12 protein-coding genes are annotated in these 14,765 nt (G+C 61.4%); 10 read left to right on the forward strand and 2 right to left on the reverse strand.

The features are described from left to right. Nucleotides 1–132: 132 nt before the first annotated feature. Entirely contained in the window at nucleotides 133–819 is a 687-nt protein-coding gene (locus NE637_RS11615; protein ID WP_192113361.1) for a response regulator, read from the reverse strand. Between the two features lie 233 nt (nucleotides 820–1,052). Beyond that, nucleotides 1,053–2,504 carry a magnesium transporter gene (mgtE, locus tag NE637_RS11620; protein WP_227118802.1) on the reverse strand — a complete coding sequence of 484 codons (1,452 nt, stop codon included), beginning with the start codon at nucleotides 2,502–2,504 and terminating at the stop codon, nucleotides 1,053–1,055. Between the two features lie 417 nt (nucleotides 2,505–2,921). On the opposite strand from mgtE, the gene nadC reads away from it, so the two are divergent. From nadC to hypE, 10 genes are all read left to right on the forward strand, one after another. Beyond that, nucleotides 2,922–3,794, forward strand: a complete 873-nt coding sequence (gene nadC / locus NE637_RS11625) for a carboxylating nicotinate-nucleotide diphosphorylase (protein ID WP_227118803.1) — start codon at nucleotides 2,922–2,924, stop codon at nucleotides 3,792–3,794. Between the two features lie 188 nt (nucleotides 3,795–3,982). Then, nucleotides 3,983–5,029 (forward strand): quinolinate synthase, encoded by a 1,047-nt coding sequence (locus NE637_RS11630; RefSeq protein WP_227118804.1) that lies wholly within the window; start codon nucleotides 3,983–3,985, stop codon nucleotides 5,027–5,029. Between the two features lie 10 nt (nucleotides 5,030–5,039). Then, nucleotides 5,040–6,638, forward strand: a complete 1,599-nt coding sequence (gene nadB / locus NE637_RS11635; protein ID WP_192113358.1) for an L-aspartate oxidase — start codon at nucleotides 5,040–5,042, stop codon at nucleotides 6,636–6,638. 125 nt (nucleotides 6,639–6,763) lie between these two features. Beyond that, entirely contained in the window at nucleotides 6,764–8,314 is a 1,551-nt protein-coding gene (locus NE637_RS11640; RefSeq protein WP_227118806.1) for a hypothetical protein, read from the forward strand. 3 nt (nucleotides 8,315–8,317) lie between these two features. Next, nucleotides 8,318–9,499, forward strand: a complete 1,182-nt coding sequence (locus NE637_RS11645) for a class I SAM-dependent rRNA methyltransferase (RefSeq protein ID WP_227118807.1) — start codon at nucleotides 8,318–8,320, stop codon at nucleotides 9,497–9,499. 15 nt (nucleotides 9,500–9,514) lie between these two features. Then, nucleotides 9,515–10,699: a pyridoxal-phosphate-dependent aminotransferase family protein gene (locus NE637_RS11650; protein ID WP_215648062.1), complete on the forward strand. Its 1,185-nt coding sequence runs from the start codon at nucleotides 9,515–9,517 to the stop codon at nucleotides 10,697–10,699. Between the two features lie 100 nt (nucleotides 10,700–10,799). Then, a complete protein-coding gene (locus tag NE637_RS11655) occupies nucleotides 10,800–11,114 on the forward strand; it encodes a DUF1844 domain-containing protein (protein WP_192113354.1) in 315 nt (104 codons plus the stop codon). A 94-nt stretch (nucleotides 11,115–11,208) separates the two neighbouring features. Continuing rightward, on the forward strand, nucleotides 11,209–12,264 hold the full coding sequence (gene argC, locus NE637_RS11660; RefSeq protein WP_192113353.1) for an N-acetyl-gamma-glutamyl-phosphate reductase: 1,056 nt from the start codon (nucleotides 11,209–11,211) through the stop codon (nucleotides 12,262–12,264). 346 nt (nucleotides 12,265–12,610) lie between these two features. Continuing rightward, nucleotides 12,611–13,702, forward strand: coding sequence for a hydrogenase formation protein HypD (hypD, locus tag NE637_RS11665; protein ID WP_192113352.1), 1,092 nt, complete (start codon nucleotides 12,611–12,613; stop codon nucleotides 13,700–13,702). Then, nucleotides 13,702–14,706: a hydrogenase expression/formation protein HypE gene (gene hypE, locus NE637_RS11670; RefSeq protein WP_227118808.1), complete on the forward strand. Its 1,005-nt coding sequence runs from the start codon at nucleotides 13,702–13,704 to the stop codon at nucleotides 14,704–14,706. The genes hypD and hypE overlap by 1 nt, the downstream gene beginning before the upstream one ends. Nucleotides 14,707–14,765 lie beyond the last annotated feature (59 nt).

Raw genomic sequence — 14,765 nt, forward strand, 5'->3', positions numbered from 1 at the left:
GCAGCGTACTCAAGTACGTGAGCATCAAAATCCCGGCGCTGACGCATTCAGGGCGGAAAAGACGGGTTTGCGTAAATCAGCCTGACAGGCTCACCCATCCCGCAAAAACTCTCCCCCTGCTTTTGCCTTTTCCTACACCTTCACAAGACCGTGCCGGATGGCAATCTTCACCAGATCCCCCACAGACCCGGCCTGCAACTTGGTAAGCAGATTGTACTTGTGGGTTTCCACAGTCTTGGGGCTGATATACAGTTCTGCAGCGATGCTCTTGACGCTCATGCCGTCAGCCAGCAAACGAAAAATCTCTTTCTCGCGGGGCGAAAGCGCCCCCAGATCAGCCCCTGCATCGGCATTCGCCGTATCGGCAGCCTCGCGCCGCTGACGCAGCATGGCCGCCACACGCCCGCCCGGATCGGGAAAACTCAGATAAATCTCGCCCGCACGCACACTTTCAATGGCGCGCAGCAGCACACCAGGCGATTCAGACTTGCGCACATGCCCCATGATGCCCAGATCAATCAACTCCGGCAGCCAGCGCTGATCTTCATGCCCGGTATAGACCAAAATACGCGTCTGGGGCCGCACCTCAAGCACGGCGCGCCCTGTTTCAAGACCGTTCATGCCGGGCATGCCAAGGTCAAGCACCAGCAAGTGCGGTTGCAAGGATGCCGCCAACGCCACAGCTTCGCCCCCGTTCTGGGCCATGCCCACAACGCGCAGATGCCCGTAAGGCGCGAGCAGACTGCGCACGCCCTCCATAAGCAGCTTGTGATCGTCCACCAGCAAAATACGGCAGACCTCGCCCGGAATATCACCCATTGGCACGGCTTTGCGGCTCTCGCAGCTGATGTTTCGGCCCGCTTCCCCTGTGGCGGCTGTTGGCGTTGATTCCGGCAATGGGGGCAAAGCCGAAAGTCCTCCATGCCCAGAGCGCGCGGCTTGTCAGCCGCAGCAGTCATGATGCGGCACATGGGACAACGCAAGGTTGCCCGGCACCAGCCGCGCCGTTGCAGGGGCATGATCCCTCAAACAGACCAAGGGTGACAAATTTTTTATAAAATGAACAGAGAGGCCAGGCCCAAAAAGATAAAAAAGCCTGCGCCATCGGTGATGGTGGTGAGAAAAATACTTGAAGCCTGCGCGGGGTCGCGCCCCAGCGCCCGAAAAATAAGCGGAATGGAGCCGCCAGCCACAGCGCCCAAAAGCATGTCGCACATGAGCGCTCCGCCCATGACGCCGCCCACCATGGGCAGGCCTGTGAACCACCATGCCGCGAAAAAAGCCACCACAGCCATAGCCATTCCGGTGACAATGCCGATCTTGCCCTCGCGCACCACGGCCATCCAGGCTTTTTTCTGGTCAAAACGGTCTGTGGCCAACTGGCGGATCATCACCGCCAGAGCCTGCTGCCCCGTATTGCCCGCCTGATTGGCCACCATGGGCATGAGCACGGCCAGCACGGCCATCTGGGCGATGGAACCCTCAAACATGTAGACCACGGAGGCCGACAGGGCGGAATTTATCATGTTCACAAACAGCCAGGGCAGGCGCTTGCGCACACTCTCAAGCCAGGGGGTATCCACGCTTTCTTCCGGGTCGGCGCCCACCATGCCCAGCATGTCGGCGCTGGCTTCTTCGTGCATGATGTCCATGATGTCGTCATAGGTAACTACGCCGAGGATATGCCCCTCGTTGTCCACAACGGGCATGGCCATAAAATTGTAGTGCGAAAGCAGGCTTGCCACTTCGCGCTCGTCCGTATCGTAGGTGACGCTGACAACGCTCTGGCCCGAAACCGCGTCGCCCACGATGGTGCCGGGCCGCGCCAGCATGAGGTCGCGCAAAGAAAGCACGCCCACAAGCACCTGATGTTCGTCCACCACATAGGCGTAGTAGGGGCTTTCCTTGTCTTCCATTTCACTGCGGATATGGGCGATAGCTTCGTCTGCCGTGAAATTCTTTTCCAGCAGAATAAGCTCGGTGTTCATGACACCGCCCGCAGAATCCGGATCAAAATTGAGCAGGTTGCGCAATTCTTCCGAATCTTCGCGGTCGAGCTTTTCCAGCAGGGCGTCGCGGTGATCCTCGTCCAGTTCGTCCAGCACGTCGGCGGCGTCGTCGGGCGACATCTCGGCGATAATCTGGGCGGCTACGTCATCGTCCAGATTTTCCAGCACGTCCACGGCCATGTTCTCGTCCAGTTCGGCCAACGCCTCGGCGGCGTCTTCCTTGGACATGCGGCTCAGGGTGCTGACCTGCTTTTCGAGACTCAGATTCTCAAGATGATCGGCCATGTCAGCCGGATGCACGAACTCGGCATCGGCGTATTCTGCGGCAAAATCTTCATCATGGACGTCTGGCCGCTCCGCAGTCAGCAGAGAGGCCGCGTCCGGGCGCAGGGCGTCTTGTTCAGACGAAGGGTGGGGAGGTACTACAGTGGGCTGCGCGCTGCCGGGCTGTTCCGCAGGATCGGTACGGAATTTGTCGTTGTGCTGATCTGCCATGGCGCGCCTTTAATCCAGTCTGTAGCCAAAGTGGAATGGTCGCGCCCAAGGCGCAACCCTGCAACAAGGAGCGGCAAAGCCCCGCCACGGCCAACAGCCAGTGGCAGCCCCAAAACCCGCACACAGTGGCGGCACGGTAATCCGGGGCAAATTTTTGCCATCCCCGGCAGCCAGCCGCAAAACACTGCCGACTGTTAAGCAAAAAACGCGTGATTGTCACCAGCACGTCATGCTTGTGAAAAAACTCATGAAGTCCCGGCAGCTTGACGCGAAACACGGGGCATTCTATCTATTACAGCACACCCGTATTGGGCAACCGCCGCAATCGGGCCATATTTACAGTCTTGCAGCGTGTGCAACGCGCGCCCTGACGGGCGAGTTTCCACTTAGCACGTGCAAGAAATGGGGACAAGCGCAATGTTCACGCCCTGGGCCGCATTTTTCTCTCCCGAAGGTCAGCGGCTACTCCAAAAATCCATCGATCTCGCTCTTGAGGAAGACGGCCCTGAAATGACCGCTCTGGGGCTTTTTGCCCCAGAATCCTCCATGAACGCTGTCATCCGCGCCAAGGAAGATACCCTGGTTGTGGGCCTGCCTGTTATTGGCGCTGTTTTCAAAAGCCTCGGCGCGCCTTTTACGTGGCGCGCGCTGGTCAGGGAAGCCACCTCCGTGCCCTCCATGACAGAGGTTGCGCACATCACGGCCCCTGCCACGGCCATGCTCAAGGCCGAACGCGTCATTCTGAACTTCATCACCCATCTTTCGGGCATTGCCAACCTCACCGCCCGCTATGTGCGAGAACTGGAAGGCACAGGAGTGCGGCTGCTCGATACCCGCAAAACCACTCCCGGTCTGCGCTGGGTCGAGAAATACGCGGTTCAGGCTGGCGGTGGGCACAACCACCGCAAAAACCTGACCGAAATGCTCATGCTCAAAGACAACCACATCGACGCCGCGGGCTCCATCACGGCGGCGGTTGCCAGGTTGCGCGCGCATTACGCGCCCTGCCCGCCCATCGAGGTGGAGTGCCGCACCCTTGACCATGTGCGTGAAGCCGTCGCCGCCAAGGCTGACCGCATCATGATGGACAACATGGACGGCCAGCGCCTTTCCGAGGCTCTCGCCCTTGTGCCGCGCTCCATCGAAACGGAAGTGAGCGGCGGCGTGCGGCTGGATACCATCCGCGCCCTTGCGCTCACCGAGCCGCGCAGGCCCGATTTTATTTCTGTGGGGCGTCTGACCCATTCCGCAGTGTCGGCAGATTTCAGCATGACCCTGCTGGCAGTGTAGCTGCAGCAACAGCCATGCCCGCGTTCTGCTGCCATACTTCCGCACACCGCAAACCGCCAGCCGTGGAAACAACACGCTGACCCACGGCGGCAACCATACGGCGACATTGCGACAACACAGTGACATCACCGGAACAAATTTCCGCATTTGCCACTTCTTTTTTCATACTGTCTGCTGAGGAACCTGAAATGCAAGACACAAGCGCTGCAATCGCATCCCTGAAAAAACAGCTTGGCGCGAATCTGTGTATAATGGGGCACCACTACCAGAATGATAACGTGGTGCGCCACTGCGACATCACCGGAGATTCGCTGGAGCTTGCCCGCCGCGTTCCCGGCATTGACGCGGCCCACATTGTTTTTTGCGGCGTCTATTTTATGGGGGAATCCGCCGCCCTGCTGGCAAAACCCGGCCAGAGCGTGCATCTGCCCAGCCTGGACGCAGACTGCCTCATGTCGCGCATGACCCCGGCCCCCCTGGCCCGCAAGGTGCTGGAGCAGCTCGCAGCCACAGGCCGCAAGATCATTCCGCTGGCTTACGTCAACACCGATCTGGCCCTCAAGGCCGTGGTGGGCGAATTTGGCGGCGCGGTCTGCACATCGGCCAATGCCAGGATCATGCTGCGTTGGGCGCTGGATCAGGGCGACGGCGTGCTCTTTCTGCCCGACAGACATCTGGGCAACAATACCGCCGAAACCTTGGGCATCAGCCAGGATGAGCGCCATGTGCTGCGCGTGGGCGCTGCGGGGCTGGTACAGCCAGAAACCCAGCCCCTTGACCGCAAGCTGTTGCTCTGGCCAGGCTGTTGCGCCATCCACGCGCGTTTTGAACCCGATGATGTGGAGGCCATCCGCGCCGAATACCCCGGCTGCCGCGTCATCGCCCACCCCGAATGCAGGCAGGAAGTCATCGAAGCCTGCGACGGCGCTGGTTCCACGTCATATCTTATCAAGGAGGCGGCCCGCGTAGCCGCCGAAGAACCGGGCACGACCCTGATTGTCGGCACGGAAAACAACCTTGTCTACCGCCTGGCCGAACGCCATGCGGGCCAGTGCCGCATCCTGCCGCTGGGGCATGCCATTTGCGGCAACATGGCCAAGGTTACGGAAAAGAAGCTTCTGGCCACGCTGCAAAGCGTAGCCGCCGGAGCAGCCTCGCCTCTGCACATTGAGGAGAACCTCTGCCCCCCCGCCCGTCTCTCCCTAACCCGCATGCTTGAAGCCTGCGGTAACTGAGGTTTGCGCCGTGAACTCTATTCGCCGCCATGTGCCCGTGCTGATCATCGGCTCGGGCGTTGCCGGATGCACCGCTGCACTTACCCTTGCCGACTCCGGCTGCGACGTTCTCCTGCTCAACGCCGGAGACAGGCTGGCTGACGGCAACTCCGAGCTTGCCCAGGGCGGCATCATCTATCAGGCAAATCCCACGCCAGAACATCCCTCGGACGCACCAGCGCTGGAAAAGGACATTCTGGTTGCAGGGCACAATTATAATTACAACAAGGCCGTCAGTTTTCTGTGCGCGCAAGGCCCGCAGTGCGTGGACGAGGTGCTCATCAAGCGCGCCCAGGTGCCCTTTGACCGCAACGAGGACGGCACGTTCAACCTCACGCGCGAGGGTGGGCATTCCACCCAGCGTATTCTGCACTGCGCCGACTTTTCGGGCCGGGCCATCATGGAGGGCCTCACCGCCCAGGTGTTGGCGCATCCGCGCATCACGCGGCTGCACCGCCGCGCCGCCATCGACCTTCTGACCAGCCACCACCACGCCAAGGCCTCGCAGTACCGCTACGAGGTGCGCAACCGCTGCCTTGGCGCGTACGTGCTCAATGAAGAAACCGGCGAGACGGAAACCATCCTCGCGGACTGGACAGTGCTTGCCACCGGCGGCGTGGGGCAGGTCTTTCTGCACTCCACCAACTCGCCCGGCTGCGTGGGCACGGGTATGTCCATGGCCTTTCGCGCTGGTGTTGACCTTGCCAACCTCGAGTTCATGCAGTTCCACCCAACCGCGCTGTACGAAGAACGCAGCAACCGCCGCTCGCTCATTACCGAGGCCATGCGCGGCGAGGGCGCGCGCCTGCTTGACAGCAAGGGCCGCGCCTTCATGCTTGACCACGACCCCAGGGGCGATCTGGCCCCGCGTGACGTGGTGGCCCAGGCCATGATGGACGAGATGCTGCACACCGGCGCGCCCTGCCTCTATCTGGACGTGAGCGGCGTGGAGCAGGACGTGCCCACGCGCTTTCCTACCGTATACGAAAAGTGCCGCGAGGCCGGCATCGACATCCTCAAGGAACCCATTCCCGTGGTGCCCGCGGCCCACTACTTCTGCGGCGGCGTGCTCACCGACGTGCATGGCCGCACCTCGCTGCACGGACTCTACGCCATCGGCGAATGCGCCTGCACCGGCCTGCACGGGGCCAACCGTCTTGCCAGCACCTCCCTGCTTGAGGCATTGGTATGGGGCGTAAGCAGCGGCAAGGATCTGGCCCACCGAGTGGTGGCCGAAAGCGGCCTGCCCAAGGCTCTGGCCGCAGCCATCCCCGACTGGCGGCACGAAGGCGACGAACGCAGGGACGACCCGGCCCTTGTGGCCCAGGACTGGACAAACATCCGCAATACCATGTGGAACTATGTGGGCATTGCCCGCACAGAGGCGCGCCTGCGCCGCGCCTTTGAAGATATGCGCGACCTTGTGCGGCATATCCACGACTTTTACAAGCGCACACGCATATCGCGGCGGCTGGTGGATCTTTTCCACGGCTCGCAGACCTCGTACATCATCACGCAGGCCGCGTTGCGCAACAAGGTAAGTATTGGCTGCCACCATCGGGTGGATTAAAGTGCATGTCGGCCACGGCCCTTGCCTGAACACATTTTAGCAAAATCGGCTGAATGTCTGCGTTGCGCGGCGCATGCCCGCAACTGCGATTTGGCCACTGAAGTTTTGAAGCTGGAGAAACCTGAATGAAAAAAGCATATTTGCCTGCCGCCGTGGTGATTCTGATCGCGGCGGGTTTTCTGGGTCTGTTTTTCGGCCTGAGCCCTCTGGTGGAGGGACAGGTACAGAGGGGCATCCAGAACATCGGCATCTCCGGCGACGGCATATCCACGCAGGCCGCGGTGGACAGGGTGGAATTTTCTCCCCTGTCGCGCACCCTGACCCTGTACGGCCTGCGCCTGCGCGGTGAAACGCCTCAGGGGCCCCTTGCGTATGAAGTAGCGGAGGTTTCCCTCCGCATTCCCCTGCGCATGCTGCTGGCCTACACACCCTTGCGGTCCATGGTGCTGAAGGATGTGGGCATGATGCCCGTGGCCGAAAACATCGTGGTGCGCAACCTGGCCCTGCGTACGCCCGAGGCCCGCGGCTCGGTGCAGCGCGAAGAAATTGACGAACTGCGCAGTCAGAGCGAGCTGGTGGCCCGTTTTCTTGACGGTGCCCCCATCGACGCGCTGGCCGCCACGTATCTCATGAGCGCAGACAAGGCGCACAGCTTTTTTCTGAGCGTCAGCATTCCCGGCAAGGAAGGTCTGGCCCAACTGACCATTAAGGAATCGCTGATCAAGGGATGGGACGGCGCTTCCGTTGAGCATATGCGCATTGAAGACATGCAGAGCCGCCTCGATGGACACGAGAGCATGCGCATGGCGAGCTTTGAAGCCAACGGCCTCACCCTGCCGGAGCTGGGCCTGCTGCACCGCCTTATGGACGCAGCCGCCATGAGTGAAAACGACATGGACGCAGCCGTTAAGGCCCTTGGCCCGATTGTGGAAGAAATTCTGGCTGCCGACCCGCCCCTTGTGCGGCAGGTGCGCGCCTCGGGCATGACCTTTGCCGTGGAAAACGGCAGCGTGACTGTTGGCAGCGTGGGTTTTGACTGGCTTTCCAACTCGCCGCGCCACACAACCAGCTTTATCCGCGACCTTGCGGCCTCCAAAAGCCTGCTTGAGGATGCGTCCGGCCTTGCCATGCCCGCGCTCAAGGCCAACATGACCTTTGAAAGCCTTGGCCTGAGCACGGCCTCGCACAAAAAAACAATGTCCATCAAGGCCGAAGGCCTCGCGGACGTGAACTGCTCATTCACCCTGTACGATGCCGGAATCATCAGTACCAGCGAGCAAGCCCTGCTGATGCAAAGCTTCAGCGATCTGCACCTCGCTGTGAAGGATCACGGAGTGCTGGCCTGGGTTGGCCTCAATCTTTCCCACGACGGACGTGCAGCAGCCACGGCCCTGCACCAGACCCTGGACAAGGGGCTGGATCTCGCCCCCACCCCGCAGAACAACGCCATCCGTCAGGCCCTGCTGACCTTTGTGCAGCGCCCGGGGCAGCTTGAAGCCGCCAGCGCCAAAGGCCAGCGCATAGGCATTCTGCAAATACTGGCCGCACTGAACGACCCCGGCGCGCTGTTTACCTGCTCCGCCGTTGCCGGTCAGAAGACGCTGGAAGAACAGATCAACGCCCTTGCGGCGCAAACCGCCAAAACATCCGCCCCCGCCGAAGCAGCGGGAAAGTAGCATATGCGCAAACTCTGTCTCAAAAAAAATGAAGATCGGCGTCTGCGCGCCGGGCACCTCTGGGTATTCGCCAATGAGGTGGACGTAAAACAAAGCCCGCTCACCGACTTTGCCCCCGGTGAGTCCGCAACCCTCTGCGACTGGCGCGGCGCGCCCCTTGGCAGCGTGTGCGTCAATCCTGCTTCGCTTATCTGCGCCCGCCTGCACAGCCGCAAGCCCGATGTGGAGCTGGACGAGGCCCTGCTGGCCCAAAGGCTGGAATCGGCACTGGCCCTGCGCCAGCGCCTCTACCCCGGCCCCTGGTACAGACTTTGCCACGGCGAGGGCGATTTTTTGCCCGGTCTGGTCATTGACCGCTACGGCGACCACCTGACCGTGCAGGTTACCACTGCGGGCATGGAGCAAAGGCGCGAAGCGCTCACAGCCGCCCTGCACACGCTGCTGCATCACACATCCATTCTCTGGGCCAACGACCTAGCCGCGCGCGGGCTTGAGAACCTCTCCCGCGAGCAGCAGAGCGAAGGCCAGTTGCCTGAAAGGCTGGAAGTGCCGGAAAACGGCTGCCGCTTTTTCGCACCCTGCGCCACAGGCCAGAAAACGGGCTGGTTTTACGACCAGCGCCCCAACAGGGCGGAACTGGCACGCTATGCCAAGGATGCCGATGTGCTGGATATTTTCAGCTATGTTGGCGGGTTCGGCGTTACCGCAGCGGCTGCGGGCGCGCGCTCCGTCACCTTTGTGGACGCCTCGGCCCAGGCGCTCGCCTTTGCGGAAGAAAACGCCAGGGCCAACGCCCCCGGCTGCGAAGCCCACACCCTGTGCGGCGACGCCTTTGACCTGCTGCGCCAGATGCGCGACGAGGGCCGCCGTTTTCAGGCCATCAGCCTTGATCCACCGGCCTTCATCAAGCGCCGCAAGGACGCTGCCCTCGGGCTTGCGGCCTATAAACAGGCCAATGATCTGGCGGTGCAACTGCTGACGCCGGGGGGCATACTTGCCACCTCCTCCTGTTCACACCATCTTGAAACGCAGTCTTTGCGCGCTTGCTTGACGCAGGCCGCCGCCAAGCGCAAACTGCATGCCCGTATTCTTTTTGCCGGAGGCCAGGGGCCGGATCATCCCATCCACGCCGCCATGCCCGAAACGGCCTATCTGAAGTGCTTTATCGCCCAAGTGGGCGCTTAACTAGAAGGATTTGACATGCTGAACAAAGTCCGCCTGCTCACCCCTGGCCCCACGCCTCTGCCGGAGCGCGTGCGTCTTGTGCTTGCCAAAGACATGATCCACCACCGCAAAAGCGAATTCAAGGCCGTGATGGGCCGGGTTCAGGAGCGCCTGCGCGTGCTGTTCGGCACGGACGATGTGGTTCTGCCCCTATCCTGTTCCGGCACGGGCGCCATGACGGCGGCGGTGTACAGTCTGTTTACCCCCGGTCAGCGCGTGCTGGTGGTTGAGGGCGGCAAGTTTGGTCAGCGCTGGCGCGAGATCGCTGTTTCGCGCGGGCTTGAAGTCACCACCATTGAAGTGCCGTGGGGCGAAGCCGTTGACCCGCAGGCGGTAGCGGCGGCCCTCAAGGCCGACCCGGGCATCGCGGCGGTGCTCATCCAGCACTCCGAAACCTCCACCGGCGTCCTGCATCCTGTGGAAGAAGTGGCCCGCATCACCCGCGATACCGACACCCTGCTGCTGGTGGACGGCATCTCTGCCGTGAGCCTCGCGCCCTGCCCCATGGACCAGTGGGGTATCGACTGTCTTGTCACCGGCTCGCAAAAAGGCCTCATGCTGCCCCCCGGCCTTGCGCTGCTGGCGCTCTCGCCCCGCGCATGGAAAAGGGCCGAAAGCGTCACGCCCGGCTGCTTCTATTTCAACCTGCCCAAGGAAAGGGCCAAAATCGCTCAGGGGCAGACCCTGTTCACCTCTGCGGTGAACCTTGTGGTCGGCCTGGACGAAAGCCTTGAAATGCTGCTGGAAAACGGGCTTGAAGCCATTTACGCCAAGCAGTGGGCGCTGACCATGCTGGCACGCGCGGGCGTTGCCGCCATGGGCCTTGAGCTTTACGCCAAAACCCACTTTGCCTGGGGCATCACCAGCGTCATGCTGCCTGCGGGCGTTGACGGCACCGAAGTGCTGCGCATCGCCATGGACAACTACGGCGTGTGCATGGCTGGCGGGCAGGATCACATGAAGGGCCGGATGGTGCGCATAGGCCATATGGGCTGGGTGGACTGGGCCGATCTGGTGGCCGGGCTGCATGCCCTCAACCGGGGCATCATTGAAGCGGGTGGACACTGCGGCTCACGTGACTATCTTGAAGAAGCGCTGGCCGCCTACCGCATGGCCCTGGCGGGCAAACCCGGCGAGCCGCTGCCGCTGATCCACAGCTAGGCCGCAAGCCCTTGCGCTGGTGGTAAAAGCTTGTATGCTGGGCGCAGGCATTTGGCGCAAACTGCTGTTACCGTAACCGTTTACGTGCCACGAGGTCGCCATGAGTGACAATAACTGCGGCTGTAAGGCCGATGGCCCCATGCCGGAAGTGACGTTTTCGACCTTTATCATTTCGCTGGCGTCATCGGCTCTGGTGCATCTGGGCGAAGTGCCCAATCCCGAAACCGGCGGCACGGAAACAAACCTGCCGCTGGCAAAGCACAGCATTGACGTGCTGGAAATGCTGCGCGCCAAGACCGAAAACGGGCTGGAAGAACAGGAGCAAAAGCTGCTGGAAAGCATCCTCTACGAACTGCGCATGAAGTTCGTGATCAAGTGCGGCCCGGACTGCGCCTGTCAGTCAAAAAAAGCTTGAGGCACTGCGGTGCGGCGCAAACAGCGGCAATCTGCCGTCTGCGCGGCGCGGCCCCGTCACTACCATTGACCATAGTTTCCAAAGGATCGGCGGCATGAAGACAATCAATGTGGGTCTGGTGGGCATTACCGGCTACGCGGGCATGGAGCTGACGCGGCTTCTCGTGAGCCATCCTTCCATGCGGCTTGCCATGGCCTGTTCGCGGGCAGAATCCGGCAAACGGCTGGGGGATTTCTATCCTTTTCTGAACCACATGCCCGGCGCGGATGTGGTCATCAGCGTATTTGACCCGCAGGAAGCCGCCCGCCAGTGCGATGTGGTCTTTCTTGCCGTGCCCGCAGGCACAGCCATGGATATGGCTGAAATGCTGTTGCGCGCCGGAGTGAAGGTTGTTGACCTCTCGGCGGATTTTCGTCTGCGCGATCCAGAAACCTATGCTACATGGTACAAACGCGAGCATGTGTGCACTGATCTGCTGCACAAGGCCGTGTACGGCCTGCCCGAACTGTACGCCGCTGAAATCGCGGGGGCCAAGCTTATCGCCAACCCCGGCTGTTACCCCACCTCGGTGATTCTGGGCCTGTACGCCGCCATCAAGAACGATCTCGTGCATACAGACGACATCGTGGTGGACGCCAAATCCGGAGCCACGGGCGCTGGCCGCAAGGCGGCCGTGCCTACGCTGTTCTGCGAAATTTCCGACAATTTCCGCGCCTACGGCCTGCCCACGCACCGCCATACGCCGGAAATCGAGCAGGAACTCAGCCTGCTGGCGGGCCACGACATGCGGGTTTCGTTCAACACGCACATCTTGCCCACCAACAGGGGCATTTTGTCCACCATCTACACCAAGCTCAAAAACCCCGCCACCAGTCTGGACGAAGTGCGCGAGGCCTTTACCCGCACGTGGGAACACAGCCCGTGGATTCGCATCCTGCCCAAGGGGGCGCTGCCGGAAACCCGTTTTGTGCGCGGCAGCATGTTCTGCGACCTTGGTCTTGTGGTAGACCCCCGTACAGGGCGGCTCATCATCGTTTCCGCCATCGACAATCTGTGCAGGGGCGCATCCGGTCAGGCCATGGCCAACGCAAACCTCATGTGCGGGCTGCCGGTAGAAACGGGCCTCAATACTTTGGCCCCGCTGGCCTAATGATATATTAACAATATGGCCCTGTTGCCCCCTGCCTGCGTCAGTAAGCCTTTTTATTCCGGTCGAGTACCGAAGCAGTACACTCTCTCCATAAAAAGGCTTACTTCCTTGGCAGGGAACAAAATTTCTCATATTGTTAACATATCATGGACCTGATACACACAACCATTTTACATTCAAGGCTCGGCAGAAAGGCTTTTTATTCCTGCTGGATGCAGCACATGCGTTGCAGGTAAAAAGCCTTTCTCCTTGCCGGAACTGCCAGTAATGGCCGAGCCTTTGCCCCGGAGAATGCCGCCAGAGTTTTGCCCGCCGATCCCCTGCGGGCCGCAAAAAAGGAATGCCCATGCAACTGGAAACCGCCTTTCAGAATCCGCAACTGTGCCACAGCCTTCTTGATCGCCTTAACCGCGCCCTTGATGGTCGCACAATGCGCTTCATGGAAGTGTGCGGCACCCATACAGTTGCCATCTTCCAGAGCGGCCTGCGCTCGCTCCTGCCCAAATCGGTAACGCACCTTTCCGGCCCCGGCTGCCCCGTATGCGTCACGCATGATGCGGAAGTTGCCGCCTTTCTTGAGCTTGCGGGCCGTGACCGCGTCATCATAGCCACCTTTGGGGACCTTTTGCGCGTGCCCGGCCCCGGCGGCCTCAGCCTCAAACACGCTCAGGCCCAGGGCGCGCGGGTTGAGATTGTCTATTCGCCTCTGGACGCCCTGACCCTTGCGGCGGCCAACCCCGGCGATACAGTGGTTTTTCTGGGCATTGGTTTTGAAACCACCGCCCCCACCGTGGCCGCCACCCTGCTCACCGCCCAGCAGCGCGGGCTGAACAACTTCTGCGTGCTCTCCCTGCACAAGCTTGTGCCCCCCGCCCTGCGCATTCTGCTTGAAGACAGCCAGTGCGGCGTAGAAGCCTTTTTGCTGCCGGGGCACGTTTCCACCATTCTTGGGCTGGAGCCCTACGCCTTTCTGGCGCGCGATTTTCATGTTCCCGGCATTGTGGGCGGCTTCCAGCCCGCCGACATTCTGCTGGCCCTCTGCCTCATGGCCGAGCAGATGCGCGACGGCAAGCCCGATGTGGTCAATGCCTACCCCCGCGCCGTGGACGACACGGGCAACCCCCGCGCCCGCGCCCTGCTGGAACAGTTTTTCCAACCGGCGGACGCCCTGTGGCGCGGCATAGGCCGCATACCCCAGAGCGGCCTGGCCCTGCGCCCGGAATATGAGAGTATGGACGCCATGAAGCGCCTTGACCTCACCTTGCCGGATGTCCCCCCCCTGCCCGGCTGTCGCTGCGGCGATGTGCTCAAGGGGCGCATCACCCCGCCGGACTGTCCGCTTTTCGGCAAGCGCTGCACCCCCGCCAATCCCGTTGGCCCATGTATGGTTTCTACCGAGGGCAGTTGCGCGGCCTACTTTAAATATTCGGAGCGATAATGGACGATTGCCTTCTTCTTGATGCTGGCAGCGGCGGCAGAGCCTCGCAGCGCCTTATTGCACAGTGTTTCATGCGCCATTTTGCCAATCCCCTGCTGGAACGCATGGACGATGCAGCGCTTTTGACCGATATCTCCGGCCCGTTGGCCATGAGCACCGATTCCTACACGGTGACGCCCCTGTTTTTCGCAGGCGGCAGCATCGGCAGTCTGGCTGTGCATGGCACCGTCAACGATGTCGCCATGCTGGGGGCACGGCCCCGCTACCTGAGCTGCGGTTTCATTCTTGAAGAAGGCCTGCCCCTCGAAACCCTTGAGCGCGTCGTGGCCGACATGGGCTCGGCAGCTCGCGAGGCGGGCGTGAGCATTGTGACGGGCGACACCAAGGTTGTGCCGCGCGGTGCTTGCGACAAAATTTTCATCAATACCACAGGCATCGGGCAGGTGTTTGCCTCGCCCTCGCCCTCGGGCCATAATGCCCGGCCCGGCGATGTGGTGCTGGTCAGCGGAGCCATGGGCGACCACGGCCTTACGGTCATGGGCAGCCGCGAAGGCCTGTCCTTCCTTACGGACGTGGCCTCAGACTCCGCCCCGCTGAACCACATGATTGAAGACATCATCAACACTGTGGGCGAGGTGCATGTGCTGCGCGACCCCACTCGCGGCGGGCTTGCCACCACGCTCAACGAAATCGCCGAGCAGTCGCAGGTGTCCATCCTGCTTGACGAGGCCAGCGTTCCCGTTCACGAAGCCGTGCGCAACGGCTGTTCCTTCCTCGGCATGGATCCGCTGTACCTTGCCAACGAAGGCAAATGCATCTGCATTGTGCCCGAAAGCAGCGCGGAAGCAGCCCTTGAGGCCATGCGCCGCTCGCCCTACGGCAAGGAAGCCGCCCGCATCGGCACGGTAACGGAAGGCAAGGCGCAGGTGGCGCTGCAAACCCTCATAGGGGGCCGCCGCCTGCTGGGTATGCTGGAGGGCGCGCAGTTGCCCCGCATCTGTTAGGGCATGCCACTACGGTTCTTTTGCCCCCTGAAACTGTTGTCTTTGTTTCAACCGAATGC

This window comes from Desulfovibrio desulfuricans (assembly GCF_024460775.1).
GTDB classification, from domain to species: Bacteria; Desulfobacterota; Desulfovibrionia; order Desulfovibrionales; family Desulfovibrionaceae; genus Desulfovibrio; species Desulfovibrio desulfuricans_E.